Annotated in this window: 15 protein-coding genes and 2 pseudogenes; 3 read left to right on the forward strand and 14 right to left on the reverse strand. The window is 70.3% G+C overall.

What is annotated here, in order from left to right; genetic code table 11:
* Positions 1–47: 47 nt before the first annotated feature.
* A pseudogene (locus VNW53_RS14625) lies at positions 48–245 on the forward strand (cold-shock protein); the annotation flags it as partial.
* 174 nt (positions 246–419) lie between these two features.
* Positions 420–617, forward strand: coding sequence for a cold-shock protein (locus tag VNW53_RS14630; RefSeq protein WP_299538599.1), 198 nt, complete (start codon positions 420–422; stop codon positions 615–617).
* A gap of 167 nt (positions 618–784) precedes the next feature.
* On the opposite strand, the gene VNW53_RS14635 is transcribed toward VNW53_RS14630, so the two are convergent.
* From VNW53_RS14635 to ftsZ, 9 genes and pseudogenes are all read right to left on the reverse strand, one after another.
* On the reverse strand, positions 785–1,480 hold the full coding sequence (locus tag VNW53_RS14635) for a DUF1345 domain-containing protein (protein WP_325556458.1): 696 nt from the start codon (positions 1,478–1,480) through the stop codon (positions 785–787).
* Between the two features lie 260 nt (positions 1,481–1,740).
* Positions 1,741–4,089 (reverse strand): NAD-dependent DNA ligase LigA, encoded by a 2,349-nt coding sequence (ligA, locus tag VNW53_RS14640; RefSeq protein WP_325556459.1) that lies wholly within the window; start codon positions 4,087–4,089, stop codon positions 1,741–1,743.
* A gap of 45 nt (positions 4,090–4,134) precedes the next feature.
* Entirely contained in the window at positions 4,135–4,686 is a 552-nt protein-coding gene (locus VNW53_RS14645) for a hypothetical protein (protein WP_325556461.1), read from the reverse strand.
* Positions 4,683–5,039 carry an XRE family transcriptional regulator gene (locus VNW53_RS14650; protein WP_325556463.1) on the reverse strand — a complete coding sequence of 119 codons (357 nt, stop codon included), beginning with the start codon at positions 5,037–5,039 and terminating at the stop codon, positions 4,683–4,685. The genes VNW53_RS14645 and VNW53_RS14650 overlap by 4 nt, the downstream gene beginning before the upstream one ends.
* Positions 5,040–5,117: 78 nt before the next feature.
* Positions 5,118–5,294, reverse strand: coding sequence for a BrnT family toxin (locus VNW53_RS19905; protein WP_414693284.1), 177 nt, complete (start codon positions 5,292–5,294; stop codon positions 5,118–5,120).
* Positions 5,295–5,345: 51 nt separating this feature from the next.
* Entirely contained in the window at positions 5,346–7,043 is a 1,698-nt protein-coding gene (recN, locus tag VNW53_RS14655) for a DNA repair protein RecN (protein ID WP_325556464.1), read from the reverse strand.
* A gap of 344 nt (positions 7,044–7,387) precedes the next feature.
* Positions 7,388–8,233 (reverse strand): annotated as a pseudogene (locus VNW53_RS14660) (outer membrane protein assembly factor BamD); the annotation flags it as partial.
* A 284-nt stretch (positions 8,234–8,517) separates the two neighbouring features.
* Positions 8,518–9,426 (reverse strand): UDP-3-O-acyl-N-acetylglucosamine deacetylase, encoded by a 909-nt coding sequence (lpxC, locus tag VNW53_RS14665; protein ID WP_325556466.1) that lies wholly within the window; start codon positions 9,424–9,426, stop codon positions 8,518–8,520.
* A 199-nt stretch (positions 9,427–9,625) separates the two neighbouring features.
* Entirely contained in the window at positions 9,626–11,089 is a 1,464-nt protein-coding gene (gene ftsZ, locus VNW53_RS14670; RefSeq protein ID WP_325556468.1) for a cell division protein FtsZ, read from the reverse strand.
* Between the two features lie 373 nt (positions 11,090–11,462).
* On the opposite strand from ftsZ, the gene VNW53_RS14675 reads away from it, so the two are divergent.
* On the forward strand, positions 11,463–12,539 hold the full coding sequence (locus VNW53_RS14675) for a calcium-binding protein (RefSeq protein WP_325556469.1): 1,077 nt from the start codon (positions 11,463–11,465) through the stop codon (positions 12,537–12,539).
* Positions 12,540–12,547: 8 nt separating this feature from the next.
* Here VNW53_RS14675 and ftsA read toward each other — a convergent pair whose 3' ends face one another.
* The 5 genes from ftsA to VNW53_RS14700 all read right to left on the reverse strand — a co-directional run.
* Complete coding sequence (gene ftsA / locus VNW53_RS14680) at positions 12,548–13,927, reverse strand: cell division protein FtsA (protein ID WP_325556470.1); 1,380 nt, start codon at positions 13,925–13,927, stop codon at positions 12,548–12,550.
* A gap of 21 nt (positions 13,928–13,948) precedes the next feature.
* On the reverse strand, positions 13,949–14,854 hold the full coding sequence (locus VNW53_RS14685; protein WP_325556472.1) for a cell division protein FtsQ/DivIB: 906 nt from the start codon (positions 14,852–14,854) through the stop codon (positions 13,949–13,951).
* On the reverse strand, positions 14,820–15,782 hold the full coding sequence (locus VNW53_RS14690) for a D-alanine--D-alanine ligase (protein ID WP_325556474.1): 963 nt from the start codon (positions 15,780–15,782) through the stop codon (positions 14,820–14,822). The genes VNW53_RS14685 and VNW53_RS14690 overlap by 35 nt, the downstream gene beginning before the upstream one ends.
* A 344-nt stretch (positions 15,783–16,126) precedes the next feature.
* Positions 16,127–17,053: a UDP-N-acetylmuramate dehydrogenase gene (murB, locus tag VNW53_RS14695; protein ID WP_325556475.1), complete on the reverse strand. Its 927-nt coding sequence runs from the start codon at positions 17,051–17,053 to the stop codon at positions 16,127–16,129.
* Positions 17,054–17,066: 13 nt separating this feature from the next.
* Positions 17,067–18,096: UDP-N-acetylmuramate--L-alanine ligase (locus VNW53_RS14700; protein ID WP_325556477.1), on the reverse strand; the 1,030-nt coding region annotated here is incomplete at its 5' end.

Genomic DNA, 18,096 nt, shown 5'->3' on the forward strand with positions numbered 1-18,096 from the left:
TCGATTTGGGGGCGGATAAGACACTCTATCTCGGTTAGGTCAGGCGAATGGCGAGCGGCACGGTCAAGTGGTTCAATACCGCTAAAGGCTTTGGTTTCATCCAACCGGACGACGGCGGAAGCGACGTCTTCGTCCACATTTCAGCGGTCGAGCAGGCAGGCCTTCGCGGCCTGAACGAAGGCGATCTGGTCAATTTCGAACTCGAGCAGGACCGTCGGTCCGGCAAGCTTTCGGCGGGCCAACTGGTCGTCACCGGCCAGGGCGCGGCGCCTCCGCGCAGCGGCGGCGGCGGCGGCGGCTTCGATCGCCCGCGTGGCGGCGGCGGCGGCGGTTTTGACCGGCCGCGCGGCGGCGGCTTCGGCGGCGGTGGCGGCGGCGGACGTCCGGCCGGCGATCCGGCCGGGGCCGGCGCGGGCACGGTGAAGTGGTTCAACCCGACCAAGGGCTTCGGCTTCATCCAGCCCGACGACGGCGGCCAGGACGTGTTCGTGCACATCTCGGCGGTCGAACAGGCCGGTCTGCGCGGCCTGAACGAAGGCCAGCAGGTCGCCTACGACCTCGAGGCCGACCGCCGCAGCGGCAAGACCTCGGCGACCAACCTGCGGGTCAACGACTAAGACCACGGTGCTCCTCCCCTGAAGCGCGGACTTCGGGGGAGGCGCCACCGTAGGTGACGGAGGGGGCCGCAAGGCCTCGAACTCCGGGCTTGGGGCCTGCCCCGAACCCCACGCGCTCGCTGCCTCCAAAGGGCGAGCGGTTCCCCTCCCCGCTTCGCAAGGGGTGGCTAGAACAAGCCCGCCGTCAGGTTGATGGTGAGGGCCACGATGATCGTGTTGAAGGCGAAGGCCACCAGGCAGTGGACCGTGCTGATCCTGCGCAGGCCCTTTGAGGTGATGTTCGCGTCCGCCGTGGCGCACGCCACGCCGATGACGACTGCGAAATAGAGGAAGTCCCAATAGTCCGGGGCCTCATGGCCCGGAAACTCGATCCCCTCGGCGTCGCGCGCGCCGTCGTCCTCGTCGACGCCGTAGTATTCGTGGGCGTAGTGCAGGGCGAAGATCATCTGCACCATCGTCCAGGACGCCACCACGGTGCCGAACGCCAGCACGATGTGCTCGGCCTTCATGAATCCATGGGCGTCCTTGGCCAGCGAGAGTTCGACCCCGACCGCCCAGACGCTGGCGGCCGAAGCCAGCAGGACCAGGGCCAGGATGGCGCCTCGGCCCTCGTCGTCGATCGCGGCCTGTTGGCGGATCTCCGTCGGATCGTGCTGGATCATGCTGCTGAACATCGCGCCCAGGAAGGTCAGGGAGACCGCATCCCAGGCCAGGATCAGCCGCGTCGAGATCTGCATCGCCGGCGCGAGCCAGATCAGGGCGACGCCCACCGCAACGCCCACCGCCACCGCCGCGGTCAGGCGGGGCCGCGGGCCGAGCGGCCCCAGCGCTCGCCGCCACCCCAGGGGGTTCCGTTCCGACATCTGCTGCTCCCGGTGCGCGGGTCGGAGCATCGCGCGAGTCCTGCTCCGGACGCCAGAGCGACGCAGGCACGGCCAATCGTCGAGGGCCCTAGCCGCTGGGGTCCGTGCTCAATGCCGCTCATCCCGGCAAAGGCCGGGCCCCAGATGGAATGGCTCAGATGTGGGTTCTATGGGCTCTGAGTGCGTCCAATCCGCGGCTGAGCTAGCAGATCTGGGTCCCGGCCTTCGCCGGGATGAGCGGTGAAAATTGAGTCCGGAGCCTAGCCCGCCACCAGGGCCAGCCAGTCGTCCTCGGTGATCACCTGCACGCCGAGCCGGGTGGCCTCCGCCAGCTTGGAGCCCGCGCCCGGGCCCGCGACCACCAGGTCGGTCTTCTTGGAGACCGAGCCGGACACCTTGGCGCCCAGCGCCTCGGCCTGGGCCTTGGCCTCGTCGCGGGTCATCTTCTCCAGCGCACCGGTGAAGACGATGGTCTTGCCGGCCACGGCGGTGTCGGTCTTCGGCCGCTCGGCCGGGATGACCCGCAACTCGGCCAGCAGGTTGTCCACCAGGGCGCGGTTGTGATCCTCGCCGAAGAACTCGGCGATCATTCGCGCGGCGACCACGCCGACCGCATCCACCGAGGCGACCTCGACGAAGGCTTCGCCCGGCGTCCCGGCGGCGGCCTCGGCGGCGGCGGCCTCGAAGCTCGCCCAGTCGCCGAAGCGGGCGGCCAGCGCCGCCCGGGCCTTGGAATTGAGCTTCGGGATCGCCAGCCGCAGGTGCTCTTCGAGCGAGATGTCCGGCGGGATCAGCATCGGCTGGCGCGCGCGCGCGAAGGCCAGCACCGCCTCCACCGCCGTGGGCCCCAGACCGTCCAGATCGGAGAGCTCGGCGAACATCGGCCCCGCGGTCTGTTCCGAGGCCGCCTTGGCGGTGGTCACGAAGGTCTCCACCGTCTCGAAATGCCGAGCCAGGGCCAGCGAGGTGGTCTCGCCGACGTGGCGGATGCCCAGGCCGTAGATGAACCGGTCGAGCGCGATGTCGCGCCGGGCGTCGATGCCGGCGATCAGGTTGGCGACGCTCAGCTCGCCGTAGCCCTCGGTCGCCTTCAGCTCGGCGATCTTCTCCGGATCGCGGGCCAGGCGGAAGATGTCGGCCGGCTCGGCGATCCAGCCGCGTTCGGAGAAGGCGGTGAGCTGCTTTTCCCCGAGGCCCTCGATGTCGAAGGCGCGGCGCGACACGAAGTGGCGCAGGTGGGCGAGCTTCTGGAACGGGCAGGCGAACTCCCCGGTGCAGCGGCGCACCACGGTCTCCGCGCCCGCGGCGGTGGTTTCCTTGGCGATCGGCGTATGCAGCGGGCACGGGCAGTGGGTCGGAAAGGCGAAGGGCTCCGCCCCCGGCGGCCGCTCCTCCGGGACCACGCCGACGATCTGCGGAATCACGTCGCCGGCGCGTTGCAGGACCACCGTGTCGCCGACCCGGATGTCCTTGCGCGCGATCTCGTCGGCGTTGTGCAGGGTGGCGTTCTCGACCACCACGCCGCCCACCGTCACCGGCTGCAGCCGCGCCACCGGCGTGATCGCGCCCGTGCGCCCCACCTGGATGTCGATGGCCTCAAGGATGGTGCGCGCCCGCTGGGCGGGAAACTTGCGCGCGATGGCCCAGCGCGGGGTGCGGGTGACGAAGCCCAGGCGCTGTTGCCAGTCCAGGCGGTCGACCTTGTAGACCACCCCGTCGATGTCATAGGCGAGGTGCGGCCGGACCGCCTCCATCTGCTGGTAGGCGGCCAGCAGGCCTTGGGCGTTCTCCACCCGCTCGCTCTGCGGCGTGGTCGAAAAGCCCCAGGCGGCCAGCTTGCCCAGCGCCTCCCACTGGGTGGCCGCGAACGGCGCTGAGTGGATCCCCCAGGCGTAGGCAAAGAAGCTCAAGGGCCGCGAGGCGGTGATCCTGGCGTCGATCTGGCGCAGCGACCCGGCCGCGGCGTTGCGCGGATTGGCGTAGGTCTTCTGGCCGGCCTCGGCGGCGGCGGCGTTCAGGGCGGCGAAGGCCTCGTGGCTGAGATAGACCTCGCCGCGGACCTCGATCTCGTCCGGCCAGCCGGACCCGGCCAGCGCCTTGGGAACATCGGCGATGGTGCGGACATTGGCGGTGACGTCCTCGCCGACCCGGCCGTCGCCGCGGGTCGCGGCCTGGACGAGCTGGCCCTTCTCGTAGCGGATCGAGCAGGACAGGCCGTCGATCTTCGGCTCGGCGGTATAGGCGACCAGTTCGCCGGGGCCGAGCCGCAGGAAACGGCGGATGCGGGCGTCGAACTCGATCGCCTCCTCGTCGGCGAAGGCGTTGTCGAGGCTGAGCATCGGCACGCCATGGATGACCGCTGAGAACTGGGCGGCCCGCGCGGCGCCGACCCGGAGCGACGGGGAATCCTCGCGCACCAGCTCCGGGAACCGCGCCTCGATCTCCAGGTTGCGGCGCTTCAGCGCGTCGTAGTCGCCGTCCGAGATCGTCGGCGCGTCCTGCTGGTGATAGCGGATGTCGTGGCCCGCGATCTCCTCCGCCAGTCGCGCCAGCTCCGCGGCGGCTTCATCGGGCGTGAGGTCGGTGACGGGGCGATCGATCAGGGACATTTCGGAAGGTCTAGCGTGCAAGCGTCCAGAGGCGAAAGTCGTTTGCTAGCCGCGCCGCGGCTTCGATTTGCGGCCTGACCCACGCCTCAATTCAATCAGGACCCTCATCCTCGAGTCCTGCGCCCATAGCAGCAATTGTCCCGCCTCATCCTCCGACCCGACATCGTCGGTCTCCGTCGCGGTCAGGACCCAGGCCTTGGCCACCAGGATCAGGGCGTCGGCGGCCGCCAGACGCTGATCGGCCGGCCAGGAACAGAAGCCACAGCGATCGAGACGGTCGCGCAGGATGGCGACGCCCGAGTACCAACCAAAGGCTGGGAACGTGAGGACCGCGCCGAGGTAGCGCGGCAGCATGAACTTCACGGTCGCGGCCGTGCCGATCGTCAGGTCGGCGCAGGACATCAGGTAGTCGATGTCTTCCCAACTGAGCGCGTCGAGACTTCGCGCCTGGATGCGTCGCAGCCGCTCTTCCTTGCCAGGCGAGCACATGAGTACGCCCTGATCGTCCCACAGGTCGTGGCGGCGTTGGGTTCGAAACGCTTCGTCCAGCGAACGGATGGCGGCTTCGACATCCTCTGAAGGTATGAGCGTCTTCACGACGCCAAGCAGGCGGTCACCACATCAGGGCGTTGGGCAATGACGGTGTAGTAAGCGCGAAGGGCGCTATCCACTCGCGTCCGCCCCTGTTCCAGATCGCGTAGACGGCCAAGATTGATGCGATAGGCCGCGGCGAACTTTGCCTGACTGAGGCCGGTTGCCTTACGCACATCACGCAGGAACCAGACGTCGTCTATATGCTGCAACTCCTCCTCGGTGAGCGGGGGGTTGTCGGGGTCGGACAGCGCCGCAGCCGTAATCTCCTCGTCCGTCATCGCATCGAGACGAACGCGCTCAGCCTCGGTGAAGCCCCGAAGTTTCTTGGGACCAAGGGTATAGGTAACGATAGCCATAGCGCCTCACCTCCTGCTCATTCGGCGGACGCGCCGAAATGAGCCGAATCCGACCCTGCCGCACCGTGTAGACGAGGGTTACAAGGCGATCATCGAGATGGCCCACGATCTGCGCCTCACCTCTCCGTCGGCCTCACGGGTCACGTCAAAATCGACCCTGTTCTCGTCCGCGAAAACCTCGACCGCGACCTCGAAACTTATCCCGTGCTTACGCTCGTTGGCTGCCGCCTTACCGGGATCCCAATCGAGGTCCAAGGCTCGATCATCCTCTTGTATATACGGAAATCCCGTATATTCGCAAGCTCACTAGGCTCCGATCAGCGCCCTCGCCGCCGCCCGCGCGGCGTCGGTGATCTCGGCGCCGGCCAGCATGCGGGCGATCTCCTCCTCGCGCTCGGCGGTGGAGAGGTCTTCCAGCGTGGTGCGCAGGCGTTCGCCCTCGCCGGCCTTGGCGATCCGCCAGTGGGCGTCGCCGCGGGCGGCCACCTGTGGAGAGTGGGTCACCACCAGCACCTGGGCGTCTCCCGCCAGGCGCTTCAGGCGCAGGCCCACGGCGTCGGCCACCGCGCCGCCGACGCCCTGATCCACCTCGTCGAAGATCATCAGCGGCTGTGGCCCGCCGGAGCGGCCCGCCAGCGCCGCTTTCAGGGCGAGCGCGAAGCGGGCCAGCTCGCCGCCCGAGGCGATGGCCCCCAGGTCGCCGAACGGCGCGCCGGGGTTAGTGGCGATCTCGAAGGCGATGCGGTCTAGGCCCGTGGGCCCGGCTCGGTCCTCGGGCAAGGCTTCGACGGCGACGCGGAAGCGGGCCTTGTCGAGCTTGAGCGGCGTCAGTTCGACCATGACCGCCGCCGCCAGGCGTTGGCCGGCGGCCGCGCGCGCGGCGGTCAGCTTACCGGCCTCAGCCAGATAGGCCTCGCGGGCGGCGGCCAGCGCGGCCTCGGCGCCCCGCAGCGCATCGCCGCTGGTCTCCACCGCCCGCAGGCGCTCGGCGAAGCGGGCGCGCAACAACGGCAGCTCCTCGACGCTGACCTGAAGCTTGCGGGCCAAGCCCCTGAGGTCGAACAGCCGTTCCTCGGCCTTCTCCAGGCGGTCCGGTTCGAAGTCGAACGCCTCGGCGGCGGCGTCGATGGCCGCCTCGGCCTCGGCGGCCTCGATCAGCACGCGGTCCAGGGCCGCCGAGGCGTCAGTCAGCCGCTTCACGGCGGCCCCGGTCTCCGCGGCGCCGGCCAGCAGGGCGCGTTCATGCGCTCGGCTCAGCGCCCGCACCGCCCCGGCCACGCGGGCCGAGAGGCCCTCGAACACCTCGCGCGCGGCGCCGATGTCGGCCAGGGCCTTTTCCGAGGCGCCCAGGATGGCGCGCTCCTCGGCCAGTTCGGTCTCCTCGCCCTCGCGCGGATCGAGCCGGTCGAGCTCGGCTAGGCGCAGGGTCAGCTCCTCGGTCTCCGCGTCGGCGCGGGCGACCTCGGCGCGCAGCGCCTCCACCGCCTCGCGCGCCTGCCGCCAGTCGCGCCAGCGCTCGGCCACGGCGCGGCCCCGGGCCTCCAGGCCGCCGAAGGCGTCGAGCAGCGGGCGATGGGTGCGCGCATCCAGCAGGCCCACCGTCTCGTGCTGGCCATGCACCTCCAGCAGGGCCTCGCCGACCTCCTTCAGCACGCCCACGCCGGTCGCCTGGTCGTTGACGAAGGCGCGGCTGCGGCCATCGGCGGACAGCGTGCGGCGCAGGACCAGGTCCTCGTCACGGGCGTAGGAGAGGCCCTTGTCCTCCAGCAGGTCCCAGACCGGGTGGTCGGGCGCCGGGGCGAACACCGCCGAGGCCGCCGCCTGGGCCGCGCCGCGGCGCACCAGGCCCGCGTCGGCGCGCGCCCCCACCGCAAGGCCCAGCGCATCGAGGATGATCGACTTGCCGGCCCCGGTCTCGCCGGTGAGCACGGTCAGGCCGGGCCCGATGGACAGGTCCAGGGCCTCGATCAGCACCACGTCGCGGATCCAGAGTCCGATCAGCATCGCCGCAGAACGCCACAGAATCAGCGGCCGAAGGGAGCGCCGCCGGGACTCAGTTGATCACTTTTTGTTCTCATCGCCAAGGGCCTCCCCTTGAGGGGAGCCGTCGCGGGCCGCCGCCCCTTGAGGGGACGAATCTACGGCGTCGGCGAGCGGGTCGGCGTCGGATCCGGATCGGGCTGCGGCGCCGGGACCGAGGGCTCTTTGCTCCCGGTGAAGGGGATGTGGAAGAAGCTGCGCTTCTTCTTGGCCGGCTGGTCCGCCGTGGCCGTGTCGGCCGGGGCCGGCGGCGCGGTGTCGACCTTGGTCTTGTTGGCCAGAGCCGAGGCGGTGGTGTCCGGCCCAGTGGGCGGCGTGACCGTGCGGGTCTTGTCCTTGGTGAAGGCCGGATGGAAGACGCTGCGCTTCTGGACGACCGCGGGGATCACCTGCGGACGCAAGCCCTTGGAGGTGAGCAGCTCATAGGCGTCGCGGTACCAGGGATCGCCCGGATAGTTGTAGCTCAGGACAGCGCCGTCCTTCTTGGCCTCGTCCAGCAGGCCCAGCGTCAGATTGGCCTCCACCAGCCGGTAGAGCGCCTCGGGGGCGTGGCTGGTCGTCTGGTAGCGCTCCACGACCGTCCTGAACCGGCCGATGGCCGCCAGGGTGTCGTTCTGGCGCAGGTACCAGCGGCCGATGGTCATTTCCTTGCCGGCCAACTGGTCGTTGACCATGTCGATCTTCAGCCGCGCGTCGAGGGCGTATTCGGTGTGCGGATAGCGCGAGGTGACCTCGCGCAGGTTTTCCAGCGCCTGGCCGGTCGAGGCCTGGTCGCGGCCCACGTCGACGATCTGCTCGAAGTAGCAGACGGCCTTCAGATAGTGGGCGTAGGCCGCCGCCTGGTTGCCGGGATAGAGCGAGATGAAGCGGTCGGCGTCGCCGATCGCCTCCTCATAGTCGTTGGCCTGATAGTGGGCGAATGCCTGCATCAGGATCGCGCGGCGCGACCATTCCGAGTAGGGGTGCTGGCGTTCGACTTCCTGGAAGTACTCGACGGCCTGGGCCCACATATGGTGGTCCATCCGGTCCGCGCCCGTGTCGTAGAGCAGCTCCACCGGGCGCTCCTCGTAGGCGAGCTTCGGCTTCGGTTTCGGCCGCGAGCCGCAGGCGGCCACGGTGAGGCTGCAGAGGATGACGATGAGCGCGGGCCGCATCCACGAATTGCGAACGCCCAGATTGCGAAAAGCAGGCACCTTCACCTCAAAAGACCGACGCGCGCCCCCACGCGGAACACAGCTTCTACACCAGGGACTGTGGCGCGCAAACGGCGCTGGGGCCGCACCTTCCCTCCCCTTCATGGGGAGGGTGGCGATCCCGGACTTGAGCCGGGGGAGACCGGTGGGGATGCGTGAGCCGGAATGCCGAGTCGGCGCTTGAGCGCGACTTCCCCCCGACCTCGGCTTCGCCTCGGCCGCCCTCCCGATGACGGAGAGGGAAATCAGACCGCGACGGCGATTTCGTCGGCGAAGGTGCGTATGCGGAAGGCTTCGGGGTGGGCGGCGAGCGCGCGGACAAGCTGGTTGTTGATCCCATGTCCGGCCAGTTCGCCCTCGAAGCGGCCAAGGATCGGCGCGCCCAGGACATAGAGGTCGCCGATGGCGTCCAGCGCCTTGTGGCGGACGAACTCGTCGGGACGGCGCAGGCCCTCGGGGTTCAGCACCCGGTCGCCCTCGATCACCACGCAATTGTCCATGGTGCCGCCGCGGGCCAGGCCCATGGCGCGCAGGGCCTCGACCTCATGCAGGAAACCGAAGGTGCGGCAGTCGGCCAGTTCACGGCGGAAGGCGGCCTCGTCCATCGGCAGGTCGACTTCCTGCCGGCCGATCACGGCGGTGGGGAATTCGATGGCGAAGGCCACCTCGAAGCGCATGGCGGGCTTCAGGGCGGCGCGCTTGTCGCCGTCCGTCACCTCGACGGTGTCGATGATCTCGATGAACCTGCGGGCCGCGGCCTGCGGGCGGCGCCCGGCGCGGTCGAGGATCTTCAGGAACGGCCAGGACGAGCCGTCCATGATCGGCATCTCCGGCCCGTCGAGCTCGACGACGGCGTTGTCGATGCCGGACATGACCAGGGCGGCCATCAGGTGCTCGATGGTGGCGACCGTGACGCCCGCGGCGTTCTCGATCACCGTGCCGAGCTGGGTCTTGCAGACCGCGTGCGGCGAGACCGGCACGCGATTGTCGCGGTCGGTGATGTCGATGCGGACGAAGACGATACCGGCGTCGCAGTCGGCCGGGCGGACCGCCACCTGGGTATATTCGCCGGTGTGGACGCCGACGCCGGCGAACAGCGCCGGGGTCTTGACGGTGTGTTGGAAGGCGCCGCTCTGGAAACCGTCTGCCGCCACGCTGGGACCTTCCCTGGAACTGGGGCGCAAGAACCCCGCTGACCGAGGAGCGTCCAAAGGTGCGGTTAATGCCCTAGGTGCGCCGCAGCAAAACAATCCCTGTTTCGCAATGTTTCGGTTAACGGAGTCCGAAAACGAAGCGCGCCGCGGAAGCCTTTTCAGGCCGCCGCGGCGCAGGTTGGAATCTCAGTCGTTTCAGCTAGTTGGCGAGCCGCCGGAGGAACGAGGGGATCTCCAGATCCTCGCCCTGATGGGCCGCTTCCTCGGGCGCCGCAGCCTCGGCCGGAAGCGCGCCGCCACGGCTCGGCTGCGGGCGCGGCGCGGGCGCCGCGGCGGGCTGCGGCGCGTCGTAGCGCGGACGGCTGCCGAAGATGCTCAGGAACCCGCCGCGCGGGCGGCGCTCCTCATAGGCCGGCTCGGCGAACAGCGGCTCGTCCTGCGGCTCCGAGACCGCCGGGTCGACGATGCGAGCGACCGGCTGGATGACCGCCGGCTCGGGCGCCGGCGGGTGGGCGACCGGCGCCGGAGCGGCATAGAGGTCGGGCTGCTCTTCCTCCAACGCCGCCGAGGCCAGGGCGGGTTCGGCGGCCGGCGCGTACGCCGGGGCTTCCGCCGGGACGGCGCCGGTCTCGGACAGGCGAAGGGCCGGCGCGGTCATCGGCCGGCGCTCGAGCTTGGGCTCGATGGCGGCGATCGAGGCGCCGTCCATGCCGGTGGCGACCACGCTGACGCGGATCATGCCGTCCAGGGACGGATCGAAGGCCGCGCCGAAGATGATGTTGGCTTCCGGGTCGACCTGTTCGGAGATGGCGTTGGCCGCCTCGTCGACTTCCAGCAGGGTCATGTCGAGGCCGCCGGTGACGTTGACCAGCACGGCCTTGGCGCCCTTCAGCGAGACCTCGTCGAGCAGCGGGTTCTGGATGGCGTTCTGGGCGGCCATCAGGGCGCGGTCGTCGCCGGTCGCCTCGCCGGTGCCCATCATCGCCTTGCCCATCTCGGTCATCACCGTGCGGACGTCGGCGAAGTCGAGGTTGATCAGGCCCGGCAGCACCATCAGGTCGGTGATCGAGCGCACGCCCGAGTGCAGCACCTGGTCGGCCATGCCGAAGGCTTCGGCGAAGGTGGTCCGCTCGTTGGCGACGCGGAACAGGTTCTGGTTGGGGATGACGATCAGGGTGTCGACGTAGCGCTGCAGCTCGGCGATGCCCGCGTCGGCCAGGCGCATGCGGTGGCGGCCCTCGAAGTGGAAGGGCTTGGTGACCACGCCCACCGTCAGGATGCCGCGCTCGCGGGCGCACTTGGCGATGATCGGGGCCGCCCCGGTGCCGGTGCCGCCGCCCATGCCGGCGGTGATGAACACCATGTGGGCGCCGTCGAGGTGCTCGCCGATCTCCGGGATGCTCTCCTCGGCCGCTTCCATGCCGATCTCGGGATGGGCCCCCGCGCCGAGCCCCTGGGTCGCCAGCACGCCGAGCTGCACGCGGCGCTCGGTCTTGGCGAACTGCAGTTGCTGGGCGTCGGTGTTGGCGACGACGAACTCGACGCCTTCTAGGCCCGCCTCGATCATGTTGTTGACCGCGTTGCCGCCGGCGCCGCCGACGCCGAAGACAACGATGCGCGGCTTCAGTTCTGTCGCGCGCGGCGCTGTAAGAGCGATAGTCATGGGACCCCTGCGTCCTTCTGAATTTGCGGCCCGGAGCGCAGCGGCGAACCCGCCCGCCGCACGCCTCGTAACTAAGCGTTAAGTACGCGCCGACACTCTTAATCGAGTGTTAACCGCATACCGTGAGTCGCGAGCCCGTCGAGCGGCGCCGTGGCGAAAAATCTCCTTGCGTCACAAGGCGTAAGCCGAATCAGGCTGCCCCTGCGGCGATCTGACTCGCCTGTGGAACCCGGGGATAGGTGGCTGAGCTCGCCCCGGGGGCGCGATGGACGCCGCCCCGGGGAAGGCGGCTGCGGCGCGCGTACGGCCTGAGCCGTCGATTTGCCGAGCCCCGACGCCCGCTGTAGCTTGAGCTTGGCGCGGGGGGAACGACTTGGCCGAATTCACCCTTACGACGCTGACGGGGCCGGCTCACGGCCTGGACATGGACGGGCTGCACATCGGCGGCCTCAACATCCTTTCGCCGGTCACTCAGACGTCGATCACCGATGCGCTCAACATCCCGATCCCGCCGGGGTCGCCCTTCGACCTGATCAGCGACGCCACCGTCTTCGGTACGGGCCTGGGCTATGACGCCTTCGCGCGGCTTCTAGTGGGAACCGTGCAGGGCCTGGCCTTGATCCACTACGATCCCGCCGGACGGGCGAGCATCAATATCACCGGCGTCCCCAATGTCTCCGCCGCCTCGCTGCAGGGCTGGATCAACACGGACGACATGACTTCGGCCTTCAAGGCGCTGCTCACCGGCGACGATGTCGGACACGGCTCCTCCGGCCCCGACGTGATGCGCGGCTATGACGGGAACGACACCCTGAGCGGCGCGGGCGGGGCCGATACGATCTACGGCGGCCTTGGCGACGACCTGATCTATGGGTCCGCCGCCTCGGGACCCGATGCGGCGGAAACCGCCTCGAACTACCTGCGCGGCGAGGAAGGCAACGACACCATCGTCGGCGGCCAGGGCTTCGACGACATCAACGGCAACCAGGGCGACGACGTCCTGCATGGCGGGGACGGCGACGACTGGGTTGTCGGCGGCAAGGACAACGACAGCCAGACGGGCGATGCGGGCAACGACATCGTCTGGGGCAACCTCGGCAACGACACCCTCGACGGCGGCCCTGGGAACGACCAGATCCGCGGCGGCCAGGGCGATGACTCGATCTCCGGCGGGGCGGGCGACGACTTCGTCTCCGGCGACCGGGGTAACGACACCGAAAGCGGCGGCCCGGGCGCCGACATCTTCCACGGCTCCCAGGACGCCGGGATCGACAAGGTGCTGGACTTCAACCAGGCCGAGGGCGACCGGGTGATGCTCGATCCGGGCACCAGCTACACCGTCAGCCAGGTGGACGCCGACACGGTTATCGACATGGGCGGCGCGAACCAGATGATCCTGGTGGGCGTCCAGCTTTCGACTCTGACGCCGGGCTGGATCTTCCTGGGCTGAGGCCGGGCTTAGAGGTTCTCGCGCAGCCAGGAGGCCGCCTTGGCCACCGGGTTGGCGCGGGGATCCAGGGGCTCGCGGCGCAGCTTGGCCGAGGCCAGCGCCTTGGCGCTGACCGCCTCGCGCGGGCCGAAAGCCGCGCGGTGCAGGATGCCGGCGGCGGCGGTGAAGGCCGGGCCGGAGGCGGCGTCGGCCAGATGCGGCACGCGGCGCGGGCGGCCCAGGCGAACCGGCCGGTCGAACACCCGCACCGCCACTTCGCGCACGCCGGCGAGCTGGCTCGCGCCGCCTGTCAGCACCAGGCCCGCGCCGGGCTCGATGGGGGCGCCCGAGGCCTTCAGCCGGTCGCGCAGCAGCTCCAGGGTCTCTTCCACGCGCGGCGCGATGATGCCCTTCAGGAGGCTGCGCGGGGCGACGACCGGGCCGGCGCCCGGGTCATCGCCGCGGGGCGGCGCCTCGATCATCTCGCGGTCCTCGTTGGCCGAGGCGATGGCCGAACCGTGCAGGGTCTTGATCCGCTCGGCGCCGGCGATGGAGGTGGAGAGCCCGCGGGCGATGTCCTGGGTCACGTGCTGGCCGCCCACCGGCACGGTCTCGACGTGGACGAGGCTGCCGGAGTTGAACACCGCCGCCGAGGTCGAGCCGCCGCCCATGTCGATGCAGACGCTGCCGAGGTCCATCTCGTCCTCCTCCAGCGCGGCCAGGGCCGAGACGAAGGGGGCGGCGACCACGCCGTCGAACTGCAGGTGGGCGCGCTCGACGCAGGCGCCCAGGGTCTGGAACACGGCTTCGGAAACCGAGACGACCAGCAGCTCGACGCCCAGCGTGCGGCCGAACATGGCGCGCGGGTCGCGCACCCCGCCCTGCCCGTCCACGCTCCAGGCGATCGGCAGGATGTGGGCGGCCCGGCGGCCCGGCAGCTTGATCTGGGCCAGCGCATGGCTGATGGCGCGCACCAGGTCGTTGTCGCTGATCGGCCGCGCGCCGATGGAGACCCGGCCGGCCACGCGGTTGGAGGTGAGCTGGCCGCCGGCGGTGGCGACGGTCACCCCCTGGACATTGACCCCGGCCACGTTCTCGGCCCGCTCGACCGCCTGGGCGATGGCCTCGGAGGCCTCGTCGAGGTTGACGATGGAGCCGCCGCGGACGCCGCGCGACTGGACGTAGCCGACGCCGGCTGTGGTCAGCGTCCGGTCGCCCTTGCGCACGCCCTCAGGCTTCATAATGAAACAGGCGACCTTGGCCGCGCCCAGGTCGACGGCGGCGACCACCGGCGGGCGCACGAGCGCGGCCTTCAGTCCCTCACGGCCGTCCTTTCGCCCTGCCGAGCGGGTCTCGGCGAACTTGCGCTCTTCGGTGGGGGCCTCGGCTCGGCTCGCCAGGTTCAACATCTACTGATTTTCCATCTGGGTTCAGAACCCCGCCCCGGTGGGCGAGCTGAAGGATTGCGACTGGAGCGCCGGCGCGGGGCGCGGGCGCACGGAGACGACATCGGGGTTGCGCAGGTCGATGCGGTCGAAGCCGAGTTCGAGGATGCGCGAGCGCTGGTCGAGACGCTCGAGCTGCATCAGGGCGCCGTCGACGCCGTCGGCCGGAAGCTGGATCAGCGAGCCGTCCTTCATGCGGATGTCCCAGCGGCGGTCGTCGACGCGGACCAGGGCGTCCATCTGGCCGATCAGGCGCGGGCGCTGGGCGATCACCGGCAGGATCTCCGGCGCGTGCTCGGCCGCGCCCTCGCCGACCACCAGGGGCAGGCTCGCGAAGCGGGCGGCGTCGGCCTCCTTGATCACTTGGCCGTGGTCGTCGATCACGGATTGATGCCCGGCGTGCTGCCAGACGGCGAGCTGACGGTGCTCGACCACGGCGATCACCAGGGTGTCGGGCAGCAGGCGCACGATGCGCGCCTCCTTCACCCAGCCGACCTGCTCGATGTTGTTGCGCAGGGTGGCGAGGTTGAGGCCGAGCAGCGGCTCGTTCTTGTAGACCCCTGCGGCCTTGACGATGTCGGCGGTGGCCATGGGCGAGGCGCCCTGCACCTCGATGGACTTCAGCCGGAAGCCCGCCGCCCCGAAGCGGCCGTCGACGCCGGCGCCGATGGCCGAAGCCAGGCGCTGCCCGCGATGGCCGGTGGCGAGGGTGACGCCCAGCGCCAGGGCCAGGACCGCGACGGCGCCTGTCAGCGCCAGCCGGGGCGAAAGTCCGCGATGCTCCGCGACCGGAACCCGGCGGGCCGAGGGCGCGGGCCGCGCCGCCTTCGGCGCCGTCTTGGGTGAGGGTCTCGCCTTAGCTCGCGATCCCCCCCGCACCGCCGCGGGCATACGCGTCCTCCGTGATCCAAAGCACCAGAGCGTCGAAATCCACGCCCTGCAGGGCCGCCTGCTCGGGGATGAGCGAAGTGGGCGTCATGCCGGGCTGGGTGTTGACCTCCAGCAGGACCAGAACGTCGTTAACATCGTCATAACGCAGGTCCGACCGGGTAACCCCCCGGCAACCCAGGGCCGCGTGCGCCATCTCACTCATTCTCAGCGCCTTTTCAAAGGCATGGGGCGGAATCTCGGCCGGCACGACGTGCGTCGATCCGCCCTCCGCGTACTTGGCCTCGTAGTCATAAAATCCTGTGCGCGGAATGATGTCGGTGACGGTCATGGCCTTGCCGTCCATCACGCCTACGGCCAGCTCGCGCCCGGCGATGTAGGGCTCGATCATCACCTCCTCGCCGAAGGTCCAGGACGGGGCCACGATCTCCTGCGGCGGACGGTTGGCGCCGGCGAAGACCAGGAACACCCCGACCGAGGATCCTTCGGCGTTGGGCTTGACCACATAGGGCGGCGCCATGACGTGGTCCGCGGCCGCCTCGAAGCGGTTGAAGAGGCCGCCGCCCGGGACCGTCACCCCCGCCGCGGCGAGCACCGCCTTGGCCTTGGCCTTGTCCATGGCCAGGGCTGAGGCCAGGACGCCGGAGTGGCTGTAGGCCAGGCCCAGCGTCTCCAGCACCCCCTGCACGCAGCCGTCCTCGCCCCAGGCGCCGTGCAGGGCGTTGAAGCAGACGTCGGGCTTCAGCGCGGTCAGCACCTGGGCCAGATCGCGGCCGGCGTCGACCCGGCTGACCCTGGCCCCCAGCCGCTCCAGGGCGTCGGCGCACTCGCGCCCGGACACCAGGCTGACCTCGCGCTCCGCCGAGAGCCCGCCCAGCAGGACGGCGACGTGCCTGCCTGAGAGTGGACGGCCGGAAAGGGGTGCGGTCATGGGGGGACTCTAGGTGGCTTATGAGGTTGTCACGCGGGGTGGCTTAGCGCGAACGCGGGGTCAAGGCGGCAGTTCGCTCCTCCACCGCGAAGCGGGGGAGGTGGATCGGCGCGGAACGCGACGAGACGGAGGGGGCGCGCAGGGCGGCCTGCCCAGAGCCTGGGCCTTGCGCCCCTTCCGTCAGCTTTGCTGACACCTCCCCCGTCGTCTTCGCGACGGGGGAGGAGCCGGCTGTCGCTGGCGGTTCCTTGGCAGCAGGCCGGGTGGTCTGGCTCGGCAAGTCGGTGGCCTTCCTGGAAGAGGCGCTCACCTCCGAAGTCGGCGGCGGGGTCGCCCAGGACCGCTCAGGCCTTCGGCGGCCGACCGATCCGTTTGATCTCCCACTCGAGGTCGACGCCCAGCCTGGCCTTGACGTCCGCGCGCACCGTCTCGCCCAGTCCCTCAAGGTCGGCGGCGGTCGCCTCGCCGGTGTTGATCAGGAAGTTGGCGTGCAGCGGCGAGAACATGGCGCCGCCATAGGGTTTGCCTCGCCAGCCCGCCGCGTCGACCAGCTTCCAGGAGGAATGGCCTGGCGGGTTCTTGAAGGTCGAGCCCCCGGTCTTCTCGCGGATCGGCTGGGTGGTCTCGCGGCGCGCAGTGATCTCGTCCATGCGCGCGGCGATGGCGGCGGGGTCGTCGGGCCTGCCCTCGAACAGCCCGCCCAGGAAGACCAGCGGCTCGGCGGCGGCGCGGGCGGACTTGCGGTAGCTGTAGCCCAGCTCGGCGTTGGACAGCGTCAGCGGCGCGCCGTCGCGGGCCAGCGCATAGGCCTCGACCAGCACGTCCTTGGTCTCCGCGCCGTAGCAGCCGGCGTTCATCACCAGGGCGCCGCCGATCGAGCCCGGCACGCCGCGATAGAACTCCAGGCCCGCGATGCCGGCCCTGGCGGCCTCGCGCGCCAGCGTCGCGTCCAGGGCCGCCGCGCCGGCGAAGATGCGCGAGCCGCTTCCCCCTTTGTCGACTTGGGCCTCGACGGCGGCGAAGGCCTTGCCCAGGCGGATCACCACGCCCTCGACGCCGCCGTCGCGCACCAGGGTGTTGGACCCGACGCCGAGCACGGTCACCGGCGCCTGGGCGTCGAGGCCCCTGAGGAAGCCGGCCAGGTCGTCCGGGTCCTGCGGCAGGAACAGCACGTCTGCGGGGCCGCCGACGCGGAACCAGGTGAAGGGGCCGAGCGGCTCGTCCAGCAAGAGCCTGCCGCGAACCTCCGGCAAATGGTCCTTCCAGGTCATTCCCCGCACCCTTTCAAGTTGGGGCCAGGGCGGTGAGCTGGTCCGGCAGGGCGTAGGCCCAGGCGGTGATGTCGCCGGCGCCCAGCAGCACCACCAGGTCGCCGGCCCGGGCCTCCTCGTGCACGAGCCGCGGCAGGTCGGCCGGACCGCCGAGGGGCAGCACCCGGCGGTGGCCGTAGCGCCGCAGCCCTTCCACCAGCGCGTCGCGGTCGATCCCCGGCAGGGGCGCCTCGCCCGCCGCATAGACATCGGCCACGATCACCACGTCGGCGTCGTTGAAGCAGCTACAGAACTCGTCGAACAGGTCGGCCAGGCGCGAGTAGCGGTGCGGCTGGACCACCGCGATCACCCGCCCTTCGGTCACCGCCCGCGCGGCCTTCAGCACCGAGGAAATCTCCACGGGGTGGTGGCCGTAGTCGTCGATGATCCGCACGCCGCCGGTCACCCCGGTGGTGGTGAACCGCCGCCGCACCCCGCCGAAGCCCGCCAGGCCCTTGCGGATGTCCGCCGCGCTAACCCCCAGTTCCCGGGCGACCGCGACGGCGGCCAGGGCGTTCATGGCGTTGTGGTGCCCCGCCATGGGCAAGTGAAGGTCGTCATAGCGGATGATCTCGCCCCCGCCGCGCTCGGAGCGGGGCGGATGGATCACCACGTCGAAGCGGCAGCCGTCGGGGCCCATGCTGAGGTTCTCGGCGCGGACCTCGGCCTGGGGATTGACGCCGTAGGTCACCAGCCGCCGGTTCTCGACCCGGGCCGACATCGCCTGGACCTCCGGGTGGTCGGTGCAGACGGCCGCGAAGCCGTAGAAGGGAATGTTCTCCACGAAGTCGCGGAAGGCCTTCTTCACGGCCTCGAACTCGCCGTAGTGGTCGAGGTGCTCCGGGTCGATGTTGGTGACGATGGCCACGGTGGACCTGAGCTTCAGGAAGGTGCCGTCGCTCTCGTCGGCCTCGACCACGATCCACTCGCCGGCGCCGACCTTGGCGTTGGTGCCGTAGGCGTTGATGATCCCGCCGTTGACCACGGTGGGGTCCAGGCCGCCG

The sequence above is a fragment of the Phenylobacterium sp. genome, from assembly GCF_035569475.1.
Classification (GTDB): Bacteria; Pseudomonadota; Alphaproteobacteria; order Caulobacterales; family Caulobacteraceae; genus Phenylobacterium.